The following is a 17849-nucleotide window of genomic DNA, read 5'->3' as shown; positions in this document are numbered from 1 at the left end:
TTCACTGGGTTCCCGCGTTCGCGGGAATGACGAGGTTAGGCGTCACCCCCGCGAACGCGGGGACCTAGAAGTCCGTAAAACCTTCGTTACGCCCTTCTCCTCCGCCACCCCGCCGGCAAACCTGAACACACAGACAACTCCGGGCGCCGCACCTAAAATCCCCCGGCCTTTCTCTTTCTGCCTCAAGGACGTTCCATGGCCACCGCCAATCCCCGCCGGGGATACGCACTGGGTTTGACCGCCTACGTGATCTGGGGACTCTTCCCGATCTACTTCAAACTGCTCGAACGCATCCCGGCGCTGGAAATCATCACCCACCGCGCCATCTGGTCCGCCCTGTTCGGTGCAGCACTGCTGCTGGTGTGGAAGCATCCCGGTTGGTGGCGCGAGCTGCGCGAGAACCCACGACGCATCGCCGTGCTCGGCGCCAGCGGCCTGCTGATCGCCAGCAACTGGCTGGTCTATGTCTGGGCGGTGAACAACGGGCACATGCTCGAAGCGAGCCTGGGCTACTACATCAACCCGCTGATCAACGTGCTGCTGGGCATGCTGTTCCTGCGCGAACGCCTGCGCCCGTTGCAGTGGGTCGCAGTGGCCCTGGCCGCCCTCGGTGTAGCCCAGCAGGTCTGGCAATTGGGCAACCTGCCATGGGTTTCTCTGGTGCTGGCGCTGACCTTCGGCTTCTACGGCCTGATCCGCAAGCAGGCACCGGTCGCCGCGCTGCCCGGCCTGGTGGTGGAAACCTGGATGCTGCTGCCGCTGGCCCTCGGCTGGCTGCTGCTGTTCGCCGACGGCCCGAGCGTGCACGCGGACTTCTGGACCTCCTCGCAGGCACTCTGGCTGGTCGCTGCCGGCCCTATCACCCTGGTGCCGCTGGTGAGCTTCAACGCCGCCGCACGCCACCTGCCCTACGCGACCCTGGGCTTCCTGCAGTACCTGGCGCCGACCCTGGTGCTGCTGCAGGCCGTGCTGCTCTTCGACGAGCACCTGAGCCCGGCGCGCCTGGTCTCTTTCGGCTTCATCTGGCTGGCCTTGCTGGTCTACAGCGTGGATATCTTCTACCGCCTGCGCCGCGACTGATCATTTCTCGACCAACCCTCTGCAGACCCCGCGCAGCAAGGTCTGCAGAGGATTACCCGAAGCTTTTCCACAAGCTCTTCCAATGTCGACGGGGATAACCGCACCCTGGGCGACACGCCATACACAGCCCGCTACTCCATCACCGCAGCTGTTCAAATATCGCCCAACAAGCTACAGACGCCGCCACTCAAGGCGTCTAGCGTTTCACCCAGGGGTTTTCCACAGACGCATCCCCGGCTTTTGTGTATGGGCCGAAGCGCCCTGTCCGTTTTTTGATCAATCAACTACAAGCCACAAACAACGGCGCCTGCAGCCAACCATGCAAAAGTTGCCCACAGCTCGATCCACGGATTTTGTGGGAAGCGGTGGAGAAGCCGGCAAGGCAACTTCGACGAGATAGATTGAGCGGAATTCGATCAGTTGCGTAGAAGCCACGGCAGGCGGGGCATCACAGAGAGTATCCACAGGTCGCCAACAGAGGCGCCCACGGGAATTGTGCGCAAGGCGGGCTACCTGATGACCCGCCCTGTGCAAAACCATTCACAGCTTCAGATCAAGGACTGCAAGGGACTCCGCAATCCATTCAACAACTGCCAACAGACTTATCCACAGAAAGCCTCGGATTCGGGTGCTTCACTCGTCCTTGTGGATATTCAGTTCCACCATGAGGTCGTCCGCCAGTTCCTCGAGACGCGACTGCAGCAGGTCGAGGGAGAGGGTCAGCGGCACCGCCAACAGGGCATCGGCGTGGAACAGCGGCTCGCCGCTCATTGGTGCCGGCAGCACTTCGGTGTGCAGGCGTTCGAGGTTGACCCCGTGTTCGGCCAGCAGGCGGGTGATGTCGCGGACGATGCCCGGGCGGTCGTTGCCCACCAGGTCGAGGTGGATCGGCTTCCAGTTGCACGCCGGGTCGATGCCGCTGTCGGCCAGCATCACCCGGATGCCGTGGTCGGCCAGCTCCTGCAGGCCTTCCACCAGTTCGTCATACCCCTCGGCAGGGACCGCTACGCGCAGGATCCCGGCGAACTGTCCGGCCATCCGCGACATGCGGCTCTCCAGCCAGTTGCCGCCGTGCGCGGCGATGCACTGGGCGACCCGCTCGACCAGACCCGGCTGGTCCGCGGCGATGACCGTGAGAACAAGATGATTCATGGCAGTCTCCTCCAAGGGCACAAGAAAGCCGGGCTCAGCCCGCCAGGTCCAGCCAGTAGGTGTAGAACTTCTCGTCACGCTTGTAGCCGAGCCGCTCGTAGAGAGACTGGCCGGCGTGGTTGGTTTTCGCCGTTTCCAGCATCAGGCCGCAGGCCCCGGTGGCTTCGGCGTGGGCGCGGGCAGCGTTCATCAACGCCTCGCCATAGCCATCGCGGCGAGCAGCGGGCATGACGTAGAGGTCGCTGACCAGCCATGACGGGCGCAAGGCCAGGGAAGCAAACAGCGGATAGAGCTGCACGAATCCTACTGCCAGGCCATCGATGCTGCGGGCGAGGAAGACCGTCGACTCGCCCCGCTCGATGCGGGGCTTGAGGAAGGCGCGGATGTCGGCATCGGGGGCTGGGACCTCGTAGAAGTCGAGGTATCCGGAAAACAGCGGGACCAGCTCATCGAGATCGGCGGTGGTGGCAAGCGACACGGACATGCGGGGTTCTCCAGGGTGAGAGCGAAGTATAGGCACGCCGAAGATAGCCGGCTGCGACGGGCTGCCACAGATACCCGGAAGGGTTAAACGTGTACAGTTCTAAGATTTATCTGGAACACTCGATAAGAATTTTGCGAACATTATTGCTGCTACGTGACTGAGATGCGTTCTTTGGTCTAACCGCGACGCAAGCCCACTGATTTTTCCCACGGCATCATGTAGTATTCCGCGGCTCGGACTACAAGGCGTTTTGCCTGTGTCCAGAGCTGGTCCTGAGCAGAGTGAGGCAAGCAATGACTGAACGCGTTCAAGTCGGTGGCCTGCAGGTCGCCAAAGTCCTGTTCGACTTCGTGAACAACGAAGCCATTCCCGGAACCGGCATCGATGCCGGCAAGTTCTGGGCAGGTGTGGAAGCCGTGATCAACGATCTGGCCCCCAAGAACAAAGCCCTGCTCGCCAAGCGCGACGACCTCCAGGCGAAGATCGACGGCTGGCACCAGGCCCGCGCCGGTCAGCCGCACGATGCGGTCGCCTACAAGGCCTTCCTGCAGGAAATCGGTTACCTGCTGCCGGAAGCTGCTGACTTCCAGGCCAGCACCCAGAACGTCGACGAAGAAATCGCCCGCATGGCCGGCCCGCAGCTGGTAGTGCCGGTGATGAACGCGCGTTTCGCCCTGAACGCCTCCAACGCCCGCTGGGGTTCGCTGTACGACGCGCTGTACGGCACCGACGTGATCAGCGAAGAGAACGGCGCCGAGAAAGGCAAGGGCTACAACAAGGTCCGCGGCGACAAGGTGATCGCCTTCGCCCGCGCCTTCCTCGATGAGGCCGCGCCGCTGGAAGGCGCCTCCCACGTCGACGCCACCGCCTACACCGTGAAGAACGGTGCCCTGGTAGTGACCCTGAAGAACGGCAGCGAAACCGGCCTGAAGAACGCCGCGCAGTTCATCGCCTTCCAGGGCGACGCTGCCAAGCCGAAAGCCGTACTGCTCAAGCACAACGGCCTGCACTTCGAAATCCAGATCGACCCGACCAGCCCGATCGGCCAGACCGACGCCGCTGGCGTGAAAGACGTCCTGATGGAGTCCGCGCTGACCACCATCATGGACTGCGAAGACTCGGTCGCCGCCGTCGATGCCGACGACAAGGTCGTGGTCTACCGCAACTGGCTGGGCCTGATGAAGGGCGACCTGGCTGAGGAAGTCAGCAAGGGCGGCAGCACCTTCACCCGCACCATGAACCCCGACCGCGTCTACACCAAGGCCGACGGTTCCGAGCTGACCCTGCACGGCCGCTCCCTGCTGTTCGTGCGCAACGTCGGCCACCTGATGACCAACCCGGCGATCCTCGACGCCCAGGGCAACGAAGTGCCCGAAGGTATCCAGGACGGCCTGTTCACCAGCCTGATCGCCGTTCACAACCTGAATGGCAACACCAGCCGCAAGAACAGCCGCACCGGCAGCGTCTACATCGTGAAGCCGAAGATGCACGGCCCGGAAGAAGTGGCCTTCGCCGCCGAGATCTTCAGCCGCGTCGAAGACCTGCTCGGTCTGCCGCGCAACACCCTGAAGGTCGGCATCATGGACGAAGAGCGCCGCACCACCGTCAACCTGAAGGCCTGCATCAAGGCCGCCGCCGAGCGCGTGGTGTTCATCAACACCGGCTTCCTCGACCGCACCGGTGACGAGATCCACACCTCCATGGAAGCCGGCGCCATGGTGCGCAAGGGCGCCATGAAGACCGAGAAGTGGATCGGCGCGTACGAGAACAGCAACGTCGACATCGGCCTGGCTACCGGCCTGCAAGGCAAGGCGCAGATCGGCAAGGGCATGTGGGCCATGCCCGACCTGATGGCCGGCATGCTCGAGCAGAAGATCGCCCACCCGCTGGCCGGCGCCAACACCGCCTGGGTACCGTCGCCGACCGCCGCCACCCTGCACGCGCTGCACTACCACAAGGTCGACGTGTTCGCCCGCCAGGCCGAACTGGCCAAGCGCGCACCGGCCTCGATCGACGACATCCTGACCATCCCGCTGGCACCGAACACCAACTGGACCGCGGAAGAGATCAAGAACGAGATCGACAACAACGCCCAGGGCATCCTCGGCTATGTCGTGCGCTGGATCGACCAGGGCGTCGGTTGCTCCAAGGTGCCGGACATCAACGATGTCGGCCTGATGGAAGACCGCGCCACCCTGCGTATCTCCAGCCAGCTGCTGGCCAACTGGCTGCGCCACGGCGTGATCACCCAGGAGCAGGTCGTCGAGAGCCTCAAGCGCATGGCCAGCGTGGTCGACCGGCAGAACGCCAACGACCCGCTGTACCGCCCGATGGCGCCGAACTTCGACGACAACGTGGCCTTCCAGGCCGCGCTGGAGCTGGTAGTCGAGGGCACCAAGCAGCCCAATGGCTACACCGAGCCGGTGCTGCACCGTCGTCGTCGCGAATTCAAGGCCAAGAACGGCCTGTAATCCGCGCCAGCTGACACAGAAAACCGCCCCTCGGGGCGGTTTTTTCATTCAGGGGCTCGCAACGACCCCGGCGTTCGCGTCCTGGCGCACGGCGCGCTACAGTGCGCCTTCCAACGGCCACGCCCGGGAGCCCCCCAATGCAACACCGTTTGCGTCTTCTCCCCGCCCTGCTCGGCGTCCTGCTGAGCGCCACCGCCCACGCCGCCGATCCCCAATACTTCCCACTGAGCCGTGGCGTGACTCCCGCCGCCATCGCGCTGCTGGACGACGGCCGCCTGTGGTACGTCTCCGCGGGCACCGGCTCGCTGGGCCGGCTCGATCCGCAGAGCGGGCAGGACGAGCAGGTCAGCCTCGGCAAAGGCTCGCTGCCGCGCGCCGTGATAGCCGGCGCCGACGGCTCGGCCTGGGTCGCCGACAGCGGCCTCAACGCCATCGTCCGGGTCGATCCGGAGCGCCTGGGCACCGAAGTCATCCGCCTGCCGGACAACGCCCCCGACGCCGGCCTGGACAGCATCGTGCAGGACGACGACGACGAGATCTGGTTCACCGGCGAGAACGGCTACTTCGGCCGCCTCGACCCCGACAGCCGCCAGTTGCAGGTGTGGCAGGCGCCAGGCGGCAAAGGCCCGCATGGCCTGGCGGTGACGCCTGACGGGCAGGTCTGGTATGCCTCCAGCGACGACAACAGCATCAACCACATCGACACCCTGAGCGGCAGCGTCACCCGCTACCCGCTGCCCGTGGCGAACAGCGGCCCGCTGCAACTGGGCGCCGATTCCATCGGCCGGCTCTGGATCAGCCAGAGCGGCAACGGCCAGCTGAGCCGCTTCGATCCCAGCGACGGCAGCTGGCAGCACTGGCCGCTGCCCGGCGCCCAGGCGCAACCCTGCGCGATCTTCGTCGACAGCATGGACCGCGTCTGGCTGAGCGACATCGCCGGCAACGCCATCCTGCGCTTCGACCCGCAGAGCGCACGCTTCACTTCTTATCCCAGCGACCGCGCGGACGCCCGCGTGCGCCAGCTGACCGGCCGTCCCGGCGCGGTCTGGGGCGCCGAATCCGGCACCGACCGCCTGCTGGTCATCCGCGAATAACGAGGACACCCGATGAGCGCTTCACTGACCCTGTTCCACTCCCCCGCCTCGCCCTTCGTGCGCAAGGTCCTGGTGCTGCTGCACGAGACCGGCCAGCTCGACAAGGTGCAACTGCAGGCGGCCAGCCTGAGCCCCGTCAGCCCGGACGCGGCGGTCAACGCCTGCAACCCGGCGGGCAAGATTCCCGCACTGCGCCTGCCCGACGGCCAGGCGCTGTACGACAGCCGAGTGATCCTCGACTACCTCGACCAGCAACATGCAGGCGAGCCGCTGATCCCGCGCGAAGGCCCGGCCCGCTGGCGCCGCCTGACCCTCGCCGCGCTGGCCGACGCCATCCTCGACGCGGCGGTACTGAGCCGCTACGAAAGCGTCGCGCGCCCCGAGGACAAACGCTGGGATGGCTGGCTGGACGGCCAACGGCAGAAGATCGAGCGCAGCCTCGCCTACTTCGAGAACGAAGCCAGCGAGGAACTGCAGGGGCGTTTCGACATAGCAGCCATTGGCGTGGCGTGTGTCTTCGGTTACCTCGACTTCCGCTTCGCCGATTGGGACTGGCGCAGCCGCTACCCGAAACTCGCCGCCTGGTATGCCGATGCGGCGAAGCGTCCGTCCATGCAGTCCACCCAACCCGCATGACTCCGTTCGCGAGCAAGCTCGCTCCTACAGGACCGACCCGCTCTTCATAAGAGCGAGCTTGCTCGCGAACCTCCATCGCCCCCTCACAAACAGCCACGCAATCCTCTTTGCCAACCGCCGCCCAGCGCGGCGCTCCTCGCGCAAACCGCTCACCGCCGTGCTCCCAGGTAGTACAGCGGCAGCGCGATCAGCACGCCGAGTTGGGCGAAGCCGACACAGAGTTCCAGGAACGAGCGGACATGCGGATTGTGCGCCGCGTCATGGGCGCCGCTCAGGCCATCCCAGAACCCCGCCGGCGGCAGCTCCAGCGCCAGCCAGGCCAGCGGTTTGCCGGTGGCTGCCAACCAGGCGACCAGCTCGAAGTGGCCGACGAGCATCAGCAGCGGCAAGGCCATCACGGCGAGCAGCAGGCCGCAGAACAGGCAGAGGGTGAAGCGCATCGGTGCGGACATGGCGTTCTCCTTCAGCCCACGCGGCTCACTTCATCGAGGGAGAAGTGCGGCTCCTCCGGCTGCCGGCCGACGCCGTACCAGTCCAGGCGACGGGTCAGCGCCATGACGCCAGCCAGCACCGCGAAGAGCAGCAACGAGCCCATCAGCAGCGCGTAATCCTCAGCGCGCAGCAGGCCGTAGAGCGCCCCGTAGAGCAGCGCCAGCCCGAAGGCGAAGGCACAACCGCGCAGGACGCTATGCAGCACCGTGCTGAGGTAGAAGCCGATCAGGGCGACGCAGGCGCCGGCGGACGCCAGGTAAGCCAGTTCGAAGCCGATGTGCTCGGTTAGCGACAGCAGCAGCAGGTAGAACAGCGCCAGGGCCAGGCCGACCAATGCGTACTGCACCGGGTGCAGCGCCAGGCCCTTGAGCACCTCGAAAAGGAAGAAGCCGGCGAAGGTCAGGCCGATGAACAGCAGGGCGTACTTCAAGGCGCGATCGGCCTTGAGGTACTGGTCCACCGGGTCGATCAGGCTGACGCCGAAGCTACGCCCCTGGAACGCATTGCAGTTCTTCTCGCCCACGCAATCCTTCAGCGCATCTTCCATGCCGCTGGCGAAGAAGCTGGTACGCCAGTTCGCAGTGAAGCCCTTGGCATCGACGCTGCGCTCGGTCGGCAAGTATTCGCCGTCGAAGCTCGGGTGGGGCCAGTCGGCGCTCAGGTTGACCTGGCTTTCACGACCGACCGGAGCGATAGCCAGCCGCGAGCTGCCGAGCAGGTTGAGGTCGAAGCCGTAGTCGAAGCGCTGCTCGGTGCTACTGGGCGAGATCGGCAGGGCGACATGCAGGCCATCGCCGAGCAGGCGCTCGCCGCTGCCGGCGGCGAAGTCCAGCTGCCGGCCGCCGAACGCGAGCCTGGGCACATTCTGGATGCCGCGCACGTCGCTGATGCCTACCGCGAGGAAGGGCTGCTCGAAGCGATAGCTGTCCAGGTCCTCGCTGACGCCGTAGTTGGCCGGCACCAAGAAGCCCCCCTGGATGCGGCTTTGCGCATGGTACAGACGCGCCTCGTAGATGCCGCGATGACGCAACTCGGTGGTCAGGTTGCCGTCGACCACGAAGCGCTCCGGCAGGAAGTACAGCCGACCGCGCTTTTCCCGGCGCACCTGTACGTGGGTGTCGGTCTTCTCGTCGTGCTGCCACTCCAGCACGCTGCGCACATAGGGCACGACCAGCAGCGGACCGCTCAGGCGCTGTTCGTAAGCCGAGCTTCGGGCGATGTCCTGCAGCACGCCATCGCGGTAGGCCTGTCGCTCGCCGACCAGGCCGTCGATCATCAGCAGGGGAACGAGCAGCAGGAGCATGAGAACGGCGATGGCGCCGAGCTTGATGAGCAGGGGGCGATTCATGGGGCCTCTCCGGGCGGTTGTGGATACCGGAGAGTCTGCGTGGGCTCTGTGGGGCGTCTGTGGCGCTTCGGTGGAGACTTCGTGGGGATTGCGCGAAGCCGGCGGCTAGTGCGCCGGGAGCAGCAGTGAGGCTTCGACGCCGCCTTCGACGTTGCCAACGTGCAACGAACCGCCATGCAGCGCCGCGACCTCGGCAACGAAGTTGAGCCCGAGCCCGGTGCTCTTGCGTCCACTGCCTGGCCGCGGCAGCGAGTAGAAGCGCTCGGTCAGCCGCGGCAGGGCGAAGTCGGGGATCGCCTGGCCCTGGTTGAACAGCGTCAGGCGCCAGGACTTCCCTGCGCGTTCGGCGCCAAAGCGAAGCGTGCCGCCCGCCGGAGTGAAGTCGAGGGCGTTCTCCAGCAGGTTGCCGAGTGTCTGGCGCAGCAGGAAGGCCTCGCCATCGACCACGGCCTCCGGCGGCACGGCATTGTCCACCTGCAGGCTTTCCAGGCGCGCGAGGTTGCCTTGCAGCAACTCCGCGACCAGCTCGCGTAGCACCACCGGCTCATTCGCTTCGAGGCCCTGGCGCTGCTCCACCTGGGCCAGGTTCAGCAGCCGCTCGACCAGCTGCTGCAAGCGCCGGCTCTCGCTGGTGATGTTGCCGGCGAAGCGCAGACGCTGTTCGGTCGGCATCTCGCCTTCGAGCAATTCGGCGGCACCACGAATGGCAGCCAGCGGGCTCTTCAGCTCGTGGGTCAGGGTATGCACATAGCGCTCGACGTACGCCTTGCCTTCCAGTTGCACGCGCATGCGCTCCACCGCATCGGCCAGCTGAGCCATCTCGCCACCGCGGTAGTGCGGCAGCTCGGCACGCTGGCCTTCGCTGACCGCCTGCGCATAGCGAGTGAGGCGACGCAGCGCGCCGCTCAGCCACCAGGAAAGCAGTCCGCCCACCAGCAGGCCGAGGACGATCAGGCCGCCGCCGAGCCAGGCCAGGCGGCGCTGCGAGCGCTCGATGTAGGGTTGCAGGGTGCGGTTGGGCTTGGAGACCGAGACCACGCCGATGATCTTCTCGCCATCGCGGATCGGTGCCCCCACGTACATCACCGAGGAGTCCGGGTCATCCGCCGACTCACGGCTGGAGCGCGCGCCGTACTTGCCCTGCAGGGTCAGGTAGACGTCGTTCCAGCGCGAGTAATCCTGGCCCACCGCGCTGCCGGCGGAATCCAGCAGGACGATACCGCGCGCGTCGGTGACGTAGATGCGGTGGTTCACCGCGTTCTTGCGTACGCCCCAGATGTCCGCCTGCGGGCTGCGCGCGCCGTAGGCCTTGAGCAGCTCGGGCAGGTGGCTCTGGGCGAGCGAGCCGTTCTTCAGGTCGTCGCGGAGGATCTCGGCGAGCAGGTTGGCGGTATCCACCAGGGTTTCTTCGGTGGACTGGCGCACGCCGGGGCGGATCTCGTCCATCACCGTGCTGAGCACGAAGTAACCGGTCAGCCCGACGAACAGGAAGTACGCCAGGAAGATCCGCAGGCCGAGCGGCATCAGGCCTTCTCCGCCGCGTAGCTGTAGCCGAGGCCGCGATGGGTCTGGATCGGCTCGGCGTCCGCGGCCACCTGGCGCAGCTTGGCGCGCAGGCCCTTGATATGGGTGTCGATGTTGCGTTCGTAACCGGCCTGGGCCGAGACGCCGAGTGCCTCCAGCAGCTGTTCGCGGCTGAACACCCGGCCCGGTCGCGCCAGCAAGGTCTGCAGCAGGCGGAACTCGTGCAGCGTGAGGTTCAGCGGCTGGCCGCGGTAGTGGATCAGGAAGCGCTCCTCGTCCACCTGGAACAGCCCCGCCGGTACTGCGACCGGCTGCTCGCGGAGCGCGCCACGGCGCAGGATGGCCTTGACCCGCGCAGCGACCTCGCGCGGGCTGAACGGCTTGACCACGTAATCGTCGGCGCCGATCTCCAGCCCCACCACCCGGTCGATCTCGCCATCGCGTGCGGTGAGGAAGATCACCGGCACCTCGGAGAATCGGCGCAGCTGGCGGCAAGCCTCGAAGCCGCTGATGTCGGGCAGGCCGACGTCGAGAATGACCAGGTCGAAGCTCGTCTCGCGCAGACGCTGCAAGGCCTCGCCCGCCAGGCTCAGCCAGGTGGTGGCGAAGCCCTCGGACTGCAGCGCGTAGAGCAGCGTATCGGCGATGGAGGCTTCGTCTTCGACGATGAGGATGTGCGGCATGGCGTCCGTGCCTCGGTTTGAAAGCTTGCCATCAAGCCGCAAGCGCCGCGGCCCGTCAATCGGGCTTCAGCTCCCGGAGCAGTTCGGCTTGCCGGCGGCGAAGCGCTCGCCCGGGTCGACCGCGACGTGGAACTTGCGCAGGCCCTTGGCGCCCATCAGGAAGGGATAGGTGAAGTTACTGCGGTCGGTGAGGTTGACCTCGATCACCTGCTGGTCGCCACCCAGGCATACAGGCAGCAGGATGACCGGGCGTTCGCTGAGCGAGGGTTGCGCGTCCTCTTCGTCGTCGCCGGCGCGGTTCTTGATTTTCGAGATGCGCGCGAGCTTGTGCTCGAAGACCGCGTCGCCGCCTTCCTTGGTCGCCAGGCGGAAGCGCACCCAGTCCTCGCCGTCGCGCTGGAAGCGCTCGATGTCCTTGGCCGACAGCGACGAGGTGTAGGCGCCGGTGTCCATCTTCGCCTGCAGGGTGCGGTCGAGTTCGGGCAGGCCGACCCATTCGTAGCGGCCGTAGAGTTTTGGCTCGGCGGCCAGCACCAGGCCAGGCAGGGCGAGCAGGGAAATCAGGGCTAGTACGCGCTTCACGGGGATTCTCCAGAACGGAAGGCAGGGAGCATGGCGCATAGGACTACCATGCGCCCCGGGGGTTCGCCAGGGTGGCGGATCAGCCGTCGAACAGCGAGCCGCGCCGGCGATCGAGCCCGCTCCAGAGCGACTCCAGATTGCCGAAACCCCATTGCGCCGGCGACTCGCGGCCGACGATGCGCTCGCGGCCTTTGAGCTGCGCCAGGTCGAGCACTTCCTGGGGAATGGCGGCGCGCGTGCGCGCCGAATAGAACACCTTCACCGTCGGCGTCAGCAGCGATTCGACGTGCTGGTCCATGACGACCGCCAGGCGCTCGCTCTCCAAGCGCACCAGCGAGCCCACCGGGTAGATGCCCAGGCATTTGACGAAGGCGCGGAACACTTGCTCATCGAGGTGCGAGCCACACCACTGGTTCATTCGCCGGATCGATTCGGCGGGGTCCCAGCCAGCCTTGTAGGGGCGGTCCGAGGTGATGGCGTCGTAGATGTCGCAGATCGCCCCCATGCGCGCGAACAGGCTGATCTGCTCACCCGCCAGGCGATGCGGATACCCGCTGCCGTCGAGTTTCTCGTGGTGGTGCAGGCAGACGTCCAGCACCAGCGCGCCGACCTGGCGCCCCTGGATCAGGATGTCGACGCCCCGGCGTGGGTGCTCGCGCACGCTGGCGAACTCGTGTTCTTCCAGACGTCCCGGCTTGTTCAGCACCGCCAGGGGCACCTGCATCTTGCCGATGTCGTGCAGCAGGCCGGCCAGCCCTGCTTCGCGCACGAGCGAGTCGTCCATATCGAGTTGGCGGGCCAGGGCGATCATCAGCGCGCAGACGGCCACCGAGTGCATATAGGTGTATTCGTCGGCGTGCTTGAGCCGCGCCAGGCTGATCAGCGCGTTGGGATGGCGTAGTACCGACTCGGTGATTTCCGCCACCAGCTCCACCGCCTGCTCCGCATCTACCACCTTCCCCATGCGCGCATCGCTGAACATCGCCATGACCGCTTGCTTGGAGCGTGCGCACAGACGCCGCGCGGTGCGCAGTTCGTGCTCCAGGGAGCGCCGGGCGGGAATGGGCTGGGCCACGGGCTCGGCGGCCGGCTCCGGCGCCACATCAGTCTCAGGCTCGGCCTCGGGCACCAGGGCCGGGCGTGGCGAAAGCCCCCGGGACGGATCGATCAGCACTTCGCGGATGCCGCTTTCACGAAGGCGTCTCAGGTCGTCAGGGTCTTCCAGGAGGAAACGCTTGCGCCAGAAAGGGTGGTCCATCCAGGACCCGCAGAGCTCGTGAACGTACATCCCCAGGGTCACGGCTTCGACCGGCACGCGCAGGTAGATCGAATCGGGCATGGCAAAAAATCGCAGGGGGATTGCCTAGAGCATAGTGCGCCGGCACACCGGACGGGAAGCAGCGACTTGGGGAAGGAATGCGGCCTGCGTATCATGGCCGCGCCACCTCGAACAAGGAGTCGCACCGCCATGTTGGCCACGTTGAAGGGCATCCTCGCCAGCCTCCTGCTGCTGCTCAACACCCTGGTCCTGATCGGCCCGATGATGCTGATCGCGCTGCTCAAGCTGGTTCTGCCGGGCAAGCGCCTGAAGGATGCCTGCTCGGTCGCGGTGATGTGGATCGCCGAGACCTGGGCGGAAATCGACAAGGCGATCTTCGCCCTGATGACGCCGACGCACTGGGACATCCGCGGCGGCGATGCGCTGCGTGCCGACACCTCCTACCTGGTGGTGAGCAACCACCAGTCGTGGGTGGACATCCCGGCACTGGTCCAGGCGTTCAACCGCAAGACGCCCTACTTCAAGTTCTTCCTGAAGAAGGAGCTGATCTGGGTGCCCTTCCTCGGCCTCGCCTTCTGGGCCCTCGACTACCCCTTCATGAAGCGCTACAGCAAGGCCTTCCTGGAGAAGCATCCGGAGCTCAAGGGCAAGGACCTGGAGATCACCAAGGCCGCCTGCCAGAAGTTCAAGGGCCTGCCGGTCACCGTGGTGAACTACCTCGAAGGAACCCGCTTCACACCCGCCAAGCAGGCCCAGCAGCAATCGCCCTACCAGCACCTGCTCAAGCCCAAGGCTGGCGGCGTGGCCTTCGTCCTGGCCGCCCTGGGCGAGCAGCTGGACGCCATGCTCGACGTCACGCTGGTCTATCCGCAAGGCCGGACTCCGGGTTTCTGGGACCTGCTCAGCGGGCGAGTGCCCAAGGTGATCGTCGACATTCGCACCCATGAAATCGACCCTGCGCTCTGGCAGGGCGATTACGAGAACGACGCGGAATTCCGCCAGTACGTGCAGGTCTGGGTATCGCGCCTCTGGCAGGAAAAGGACGCCCGCATCGGCGAGCTGCGCGCCCAGCTCTGAATCAGGCGGCCTTGCCGCTCGGAGCCGCCAGCGGCGCCGGTGCGAGCGGGGTCTTGGGGATGCTCGGCAGGCTCCCCCAGATCTGCCCCAGGGTGCCCAGCAGCTGGCTGTTCAGGCCCTGCTGGACCATGTAGTCGAGCATCACGCCGGCGAACTGTCCGACCATGCCCTGGTTCATCCCCAACACGTTGAAGACCTGGTCGACGTCCTGCAGGTTCTGGATGCCGCCGAGCAGTTGCCCGGCGCCACCGATCAGGCCGGCAAGTCCGCCAAGTCCTCCCAACCCGCCATCGAGCGTTCCCGACGAGAGTTGCCCGAGCCCCGGAAGGCGCTGCTGCAGTTGCGCGCTGTCGGCCGGCTCCAGTCGGTTCATCGCCAGCCCAAGCAGCGCGCCGACGCCGCCGATGGCCTGCTCGTCGCTGATGTTCAGGCGTTGGCCGAGGGTTTCCACCAGGCCGTTGGCGGCATTGCGCGCTGCGGCACTGCCATCGGCGCTGCTGCTGTTGGCGCTGGGCGCTTCATCGAAGGTTTCGGCGACGACCGGCAAGGACGCGAGGCACAGGCAAGCGGTGAGGGCGAGAAGGGATCGGGCGATCATCGAAGGCTCCGCGACAGGGAAATCCGCCGCAAACGGGGCGGGTCGCAGCTTCGACTGAATGTCAGAAATTTCGTTCAGAGCGGCTCGTCGGCCAAACGAGGAAGCGCACAGGAGCGGATCTCATCCGCGATTCGCTTTTTCGCGAACCAGGCCCGCTCCTACGCAGAGGGGCTTGGTTCAGCCGCCAACGCCCCAGAGGCTGCCCAGGCTGCCCAGCAGGTTGCTGCTGACGCCCTGCTTGCCGAAATAGTCGAGCAGCACGCTGGCGAACTTGCCGGTCATGCTCTGATCCATGCCCATGGCGCCGAACGCCTTGTTCACGTCGCCCATGCTGCCGACGTTGCCCAGCAGGCTCTTCGAGGCGCCGCCGAGGTCGCCCAGGCCACCGAGGGCGCTGCTACCGGACAACTTGTCCAGCCCCGGCACCTGTTGCAGCAGCTGCGAATAATCGCCGCCGCTGAGTTTGTTCTTGGCCAGGCCCAGCAGCGCGCCGGTGCCGCCTACGGCCTGTTCCTGGTTGACGCCGAGCTGGCCAGTGAGCGCACCGAGCAGGCCGCTGGTCTGCGGCGTGGTGGCGACCTGGGAAGTACCGCCGCCCGCCATGCCGGAAACCGCGTTGGCCGCGTCACCGAGGTTGAAGGCGAAAGCCGAGGATGCGGACAGCAGGGCCACGGCGGCGAGGGTGGAACGGATTCGAACAGACATCGACATCTCCTTTGCATGGATGGCCGGCGCGCCAGGCGCGCCAAACACGGGTACGACCCAGGCGGCGGGACTTCGTTCCTCCCTGGCCGGCCGAGCGCATTAGCGCTCAGGTTAGCTGAACGCGGGAATACCAACGACGGCACCGATACCGGCCCTGAGCATCTTTCCCTATGCTTGGCGGATGCCGACGCAAGGATCGATCATGAGCGAGCCCTTCACCCTCACCCCGCGCATCGCCCGCATCCTTCCATGGCTGGTGGCCGTGGCCTTCTTCATGCAGGCACTGGACGCCACCATCCTCAACACCGCGCTGCCGAGCATGGCCCGTTCGCTGGACGAGGACCCGCTGCGCATGCAGGCGGTGGTCATCTCCTACCTGCTCACGGTGGCGCTGCTGATTCCCGCGTCGGGCTGGATAGCCGACCGCTTCGGCACGCGCCGGGTGTTTCTCTTCGCGGTCTTCCTGTTCAGCCTCGGCTCGCTGTTCTGCGCGCTCTCGCCGAGCCTCGGCGTGCTGGTCATCGCCCGCGTGGTGCAGGGCCTGGGCGGCGCACTGATGATGCCAGTGGGGCGCCTGGTGATCCTGCGCGTGTACCCGCGAACCGAACTGGTGCGGGTGCTCAGCTTCGTCACCATCCCCGGCCTGGTCGGTCCGCTGGCCGGCCCGACACTGGGCGGCTGGTTGGTCGAATACGCCAGCTGGCACTGGATCTTCCTCATCAACATCCCGGTCGGCCTGCTCGGCATGGCCTTCGCCATGCGCCTGATGCCGGACCTGCGCGGCGCCGGGCAGGCTCGATTCGACGTACCGGGCTTCCTGCTCTTCGGTGGCTCCATGCTGCTGATCACCATCGCCCTCGAAGGCCTTGGCGAACTGCACATGCCGCACGTACGCGTGGTGCTCCTGCTGATCGGCGGCCTGGTCCTGCTCGCCGCCTACTGGCTGCGCGCGCTGCGCATCGAGGCGCCGTTGTTCCCGCCGAGCCTGTTCCGCACGCGGACCTTCGCCGTGGGCGTGCTGGGCAACCTGTTCGCCCGCCTGGGCAGCGGCGCCCTGCCCTTCCTCACGCCGCTGCTGCTGCAGGTCGGCCTGGGCTTCAGCCCGGCCAAGGCGGGCATGAGCATGATCCCCCTGGCCGGCATGGCCATGGCGATCAAGCCGCTGGCCAAGGCGATCCTCGATTTCTTCGGCTATCGCCGCCTGCTGGTCGGCAATACCCTGCTGCTGGGTGCGTTGATTGCGAGCTTCGGCCTGATCGACCAGGACACACCCCATGTCTGGCTGCTGATCCACCTGGGCCTGCTCGGCGCGGTCAACTCGCTGCAGTTCACGGCGATGAACACCCTGACCCTGATCGACCTGCGCGACGACAACGCCAGCGCCGGCAACAGCCTGCTCTCGGTGGTCATGCAATTGTCGATCGGCCTTGGCGTGGCGTGCGCGGCGGCGCTGCTGGGCGGGTTCCAGGCCGATATCGAGATCAATGCCGGCGACGTGCTGGGGGCGTTCCACGCTACCTATCTGAGCGTGGGCGTGATGTCGATGCTGGCGGCGGCGATCTTCTTCCAGCTCTCCGGCGAGGACGGCCGTACGTCACAGGCGCCGCGGCGCCTGGAGCCCGACGACGGGCACTGACTCAGGGCTTGCAGGTGGGCGGGGTGGTGAGGGTCTTGGACGCATCCACCGCGCCAAGATGTTCGAGGGTGCGGCGGCCCAGCAGGACCTGGGCATCGTCGCCCTGGCGGTCGGAGAGGGCGAACTGCTCGTGGTACAGCTTCTCGCCCATGCAGATGTCCATCGACACCACCGGCCGGTGCTCGAATCCATCCGCCACGCGCACCTTGAGCTGACGCTCGACCGGGCGCTCGAAGGGGAAGCGCTGCTCCTGGCCGGTCGCCGGGTCGGTCACCACGATGTCGTACTGCACCCAGCGCTGGTCGTTCTTGCGAATCTTCACCACGTTGCGCGCGTCCATCACCGAGGTCTGCACGCCGGTGTCCAGGCGCGCCTTGAGCAGCACGTTCTCCGGCATCAGCTTGGCCTGCTCGACCCAGCCCCAGGTGGCCGGCTGGGCGGCGAACACAGGGGAACAGCAGAAAGCGAGCAGCAGGCCGGCGCGGCGCAGGTTCATCGCGGGAACTCCAGTGAGGGCGAATATCGCAGTACAGGCGGAAATGAATCTCGGGGCAACAAAAAACCCCGGATGTTTCCATCCGGGGTTCTTGGCTACGTCAGGTCAGCGCTTAGGCGATGACTTGTACGCGCTCAGCCTGCATGCCTTTCTGGCCTTGCACGACTTCGAAGCTGACTTTCTGGCCTTCGGCCAGGGTCTTGAAGCCGTGGCCTTCGATGGCGCGGAAGTGAACGAAGACGTCCGGGCCGCTCTCAGGGGTGATGAAGCCGTAGCCTTTGGTCTCGTTGAACCACTTGACGGTGCCGTTCTGACGATTCGACATTTTGTTCTCCTTGGAACATGGGTGTAGAAGTGCCACAAATGTGGCGAGGAACTGAGTTGCAAGGAGTTACAAGGAGTCGAGCAGGACGGGGTGGAATAACCGACCGCATCAGGTCACGATCGACGGCGACCCATGCAAACACAGTGCGGGCACTCTACGACAAAAAGCATCGGAAAGCGAATCTGTA

Annotated in this window: 18 protein-coding genes; 6 read left to right on the top strand and 12 right to left on the bottom strand. The window is 65.9% G+C overall.

Annotated elements, in window-relative coordinates; genetic code table 11:
• Positions 1–195: 195 nt before the first annotated feature.
• Positions 196–1080: an EamA family transporter RarD gene (gene rarD, locus PKB_RS02470; RefSeq protein WP_043248760.1), complete on the top strand. Its 885-nt coding sequence runs from the start codon at positions 196–198 to the stop codon at positions 1078–1080.
• Positions 1081–1713: 633 nt separating this feature from the next.
• On the opposite strand, the gene PKB_RS02465 is transcribed toward rarD, so the two are convergent.
• Positions 1714–2232 (bottom strand): glycine cleavage system transcriptional repressor, encoded by a 519-nt coding sequence (locus PKB_RS02465; protein WP_043248757.1) that lies wholly within the window; start codon positions 2230–2232, stop codon positions 1714–1716.
• A gap of 34 nt (positions 2233–2266) precedes the next feature.
• A complete protein-coding gene (locus PKB_RS02460) occupies positions 2267–2716 on the bottom strand; it encodes a GNAT family N-acetyltransferase (RefSeq protein ID WP_043248755.1) in 450 nt (149 codons plus the stop codon).
• Between the two features lie 293 nt (positions 2717–3009).
• Between PKB_RS02460 and PKB_RS02455 the strand changes: the two genes are divergently transcribed.
• The 3 genes from PKB_RS02455 to PKB_RS02445 all read left to right on the top strand — a co-directional run bounded on the left by PKB_RS02455 (position 3010) and on the right by PKB_RS02445 (position 6917).
• Positions 3010–5187 carry a malate synthase G gene (locus tag PKB_RS02455; RefSeq protein ID WP_043248753.1) on the top strand — a complete coding sequence of 726 codons (2178 nt, stop codon included), beginning with the start codon at positions 3010–3012 and terminating at the stop codon, positions 5185–5187.
• A gap of 137 nt (positions 5188–5324) precedes the next feature.
• Entirely contained in the window at positions 5325–6281 is a 957-nt protein-coding gene (locus tag PKB_RS02450) for a Vgb family protein (RefSeq protein WP_084166557.1), read from the top strand.
• A 12-nt stretch (positions 6282–6293) separates the two neighbouring features.
• Positions 6294–6917 (top strand): glutathione S-transferase family protein, encoded by a 624-nt coding sequence (locus tag PKB_RS02445; RefSeq protein WP_043248751.1) that lies wholly within the window; start codon positions 6294–6296, stop codon positions 6915–6917.
• Between the two features lie 149 nt (positions 6918–7066).
• Here PKB_RS02445 and PKB_RS02440 read toward each other — a convergent pair whose 3' ends face one another.
• The 6 genes from PKB_RS02440 to PKB_RS02415 all read right to left on the bottom strand — a co-directional run bounded on the left by PKB_RS02440 (position 7067) and on the right by PKB_RS02415 (position 12873).
• The gene (locus tag PKB_RS02440) at positions 7067–7369 is read right to left on the bottom strand and encodes a hypothetical protein (RefSeq protein WP_043248748.1); all 303 of its coding nucleotides are present in this window, start codon (positions 7367–7369) and stop codon (positions 7067–7069) included.
• Between the two features lie 11 nt (positions 7370–7380).
• The gene (gene creD / locus PKB_RS02435) at positions 7381–8757 is read right to left on the bottom strand and encodes a cell envelope integrity protein CreD (RefSeq protein ID WP_043248746.1); all 1377 of its coding nucleotides are present in this window, start codon (positions 8755–8757) and stop codon (positions 7381–7383) included.
• Positions 8758–8862: 105 nt separating this feature from the next.
• On the bottom strand, positions 8863–10281 hold the full coding sequence (gene creC, locus PKB_RS02430) for a two-component system sensor histidine kinase CreC (protein WP_043248744.1): 1419 nt from the start codon (positions 10279–10281) through the stop codon (positions 8863–8865).
• Positions 10281–10964 carry a two-component system response regulator CreB gene (gene creB, locus PKB_RS02425; protein ID WP_043248741.1) on the bottom strand — a complete coding sequence of 228 codons (684 nt, stop codon included), beginning with the start codon at positions 10962–10964 and terminating at the stop codon, positions 10281–10283. Before creB ends, creC begins: the two co-directional genes overlap by 1 nt.
• A gap of 66 nt (positions 10965–11030) precedes the next feature.
• Positions 11031–11546 (bottom strand): retropepsin-like aspartic peptidase RloA2, encoded by a 516-nt coding sequence (rloA2, locus tag PKB_RS02420; protein ID WP_043248739.1) that lies wholly within the window; start codon positions 11544–11546, stop codon positions 11031–11033.
• Positions 11547–11625: 79 nt separating this feature from the next.
• The gene (locus PKB_RS02415) at positions 11626–12873 is read right to left on the bottom strand and encodes an HD-GYP domain-containing protein (protein ID WP_167333385.1); all 1248 of its coding nucleotides are present in this window, start codon (positions 12871–12873) and stop codon (positions 11626–11628) included.
• Between the two features lie 141 nt (positions 12874–13014).
• Between PKB_RS02415 and PKB_RS02410 the strand changes: the two genes are divergently transcribed.
• Entirely contained in the window at positions 13015–13902 is an 888-nt protein-coding gene (locus PKB_RS02410) for an acyltransferase (protein WP_043248734.1), read from the top strand.
• Between the two features lies 1 nt (position 13903).
• Here the strand turns inward: PKB_RS02410 and PKB_RS02405 are convergent, their stop codons facing one another.
• Positions 13904–14500: a DUF2780 domain-containing protein gene (locus PKB_RS02405; protein WP_052355151.1), complete on the bottom strand. Its 597-nt coding sequence runs from the start codon at positions 14498–14500 to the stop codon at positions 13904–13906.
• A gap of 177 nt (positions 14501–14677) precedes the next feature.
• The gene (locus tag PKB_RS02400; RefSeq protein ID WP_043248732.1) at positions 14678–15205 is read right to left on the bottom strand and encodes a DUF2780 domain-containing protein; all 528 of its coding nucleotides are present in this window, start codon (positions 15203–15205) and stop codon (positions 14678–14680) included.
• 202 nt (positions 15206–15407) lie between these two features.
• Here PKB_RS02400 and mdtD point away from each other — a divergent pair, with 202 nt between their 5' ends.
• Positions 15408–16841, top strand: a complete 1434-nt coding sequence (mdtD, locus tag PKB_RS02395; RefSeq protein ID WP_043248730.1) for a multidrug transporter subunit MdtD — start codon at positions 15408–15410, stop codon at positions 16839–16841.
• Between the two features lies 1 nt (position 16842).
• Here mdtD and PKB_RS02390 read toward each other — a convergent pair whose 3' ends face one another.
• Both PKB_RS02390 and PKB_RS02385 read right to left on the bottom strand, forming a co-directional pair.
• A complete protein-coding gene (locus PKB_RS02390) occupies positions 16843–17337 on the bottom strand; it encodes an ATP-dependent zinc protease family protein (RefSeq protein WP_043248728.1) in 495 nt (164 codons plus the stop codon).
• Positions 17338–17449: 112 nt separating this feature from the next.
• Complete coding sequence (locus PKB_RS02385) at positions 17450–17662, bottom strand: cold-shock protein (RefSeq protein WP_043248725.1); 213 nt, start codon at positions 17660–17662, stop codon at positions 17450–17452.
• Between the last annotated feature and the right edge of the window lie 187 nt (positions 17663–17849).

It is taken from the genome of Pseudomonas knackmussii B13 (assembly GCF_000689415.1).
Classification (GTDB): Bacteria; Pseudomonadota; Gammaproteobacteria; order Pseudomonadales; family Pseudomonadaceae; genus Pseudomonas; species Pseudomonas knackmussii.
Note: the sequence above shows the minus strand (reverse complement) of the source record. Positions and strands in the feature narration are given on the sequence as shown.

Excerpts from the sequence above, each read along its gene's own strand:
- rarD (WP_043248760.1), top strand. The coding sequence starts at position 196 with ATGGCCACCGCCAATCCCCGCCGGGGATACGCACTGGGTTTGACCGCC.
- PKB_RS02465 (WP_043248757.1), bottom strand. The coding sequence starts at position 2,232 with ATGAATCATCTTGTTCTCACGGTCATCGCCGCGGACCAGCCGGGTCTG.
- PKB_RS02460 (WP_043248755.1), bottom strand. The coding sequence starts at position 2,716 with ATGTCCGTGTCGCTTGCCACCACCGCCGATCTCGATGAGCTGGTCCCG.
- PKB_RS02455 (WP_043248753.1), top strand. The coding sequence starts at position 3,010 with ATGACTGAACGCGTTCAAGTCGGTGGCCTGCAGGTCGCCAAAGTCCTG.
- PKB_RS02450 (WP_084166557.1), top strand. The coding sequence starts at position 5,325 with ATGCAACACCGTTTGCGTCTTCTCCCCGCCCTGCTCGGCGTCCTGCTG.
- PKB_RS02445 (WP_043248751.1), top strand. The coding sequence starts at position 6,294 with ATGAGCGCTTCACTGACCCTGTTCCACTCCCCCGCCTCGCCCTTCGTG.
- PKB_RS02440 (WP_043248748.1), bottom strand. The coding sequence starts at position 7,369 with ATGTCCGCACCGATGCGCTTCACCCTCTGCCTGTTCTGCGGCCTGCTG.
- creD (WP_043248746.1), bottom strand. The coding sequence starts at position 8,757 with ATGAATCGCCCCCTGCTCATCAAGCTCGGCGCCATCGCCGTTCTCATG.
- creC (WP_043248744.1), bottom strand. The coding sequence starts at position 10,281 with ATGCCGCTCGGCCTGCGGATCTTCCTGGCGTACTTCCTGTTCGTCGGG.
- creB (WP_043248741.1), bottom strand. The coding sequence starts at position 10,964 with ATGCCGCACATCCTCATCGTCGAAGACGAAGCCTCCATCGCCGATACG.
- PKB_RS02410 (WP_043248734.1), top strand. The coding sequence starts at position 13,015 with ATGTTGGCCACGTTGAAGGGCATCCTCGCCAGCCTCCTGCTGCTGCTC.
- PKB_RS02405 (WP_052355151.1), bottom strand. The coding sequence starts at position 14,500 with ATGATCGCCCGATCCCTTCTCGCCCTCACCGCTTGCCTGTGCCTCGCG.
- PKB_RS02400 (WP_043248732.1), bottom strand. The coding sequence starts at position 15,205 with ATGTCTGTTCGAATCCGTTCCACCCTCGCCGCCGTGGCCCTGCTGTCC.
- mdtD (WP_043248730.1), top strand. The coding sequence starts at position 15,408 with ATGAGCGAGCCCTTCACCCTCACCCCGCGCATCGCCCGCATCCTTCCA.
- PKB_RS02390 (WP_043248728.1), bottom strand. The coding sequence starts at position 17,337 with ATGAACCTGCGCCGCGCCGGCCTGCTGCTCGCTTTCTGCTGTTCCCCT.
- PKB_RS02385 (WP_043248725.1), bottom strand. The coding sequence starts at position 17,662 with ATGTCGAATCGTCAGAACGGCACCGTCAAGTGGTTCAACGAGACCAAA.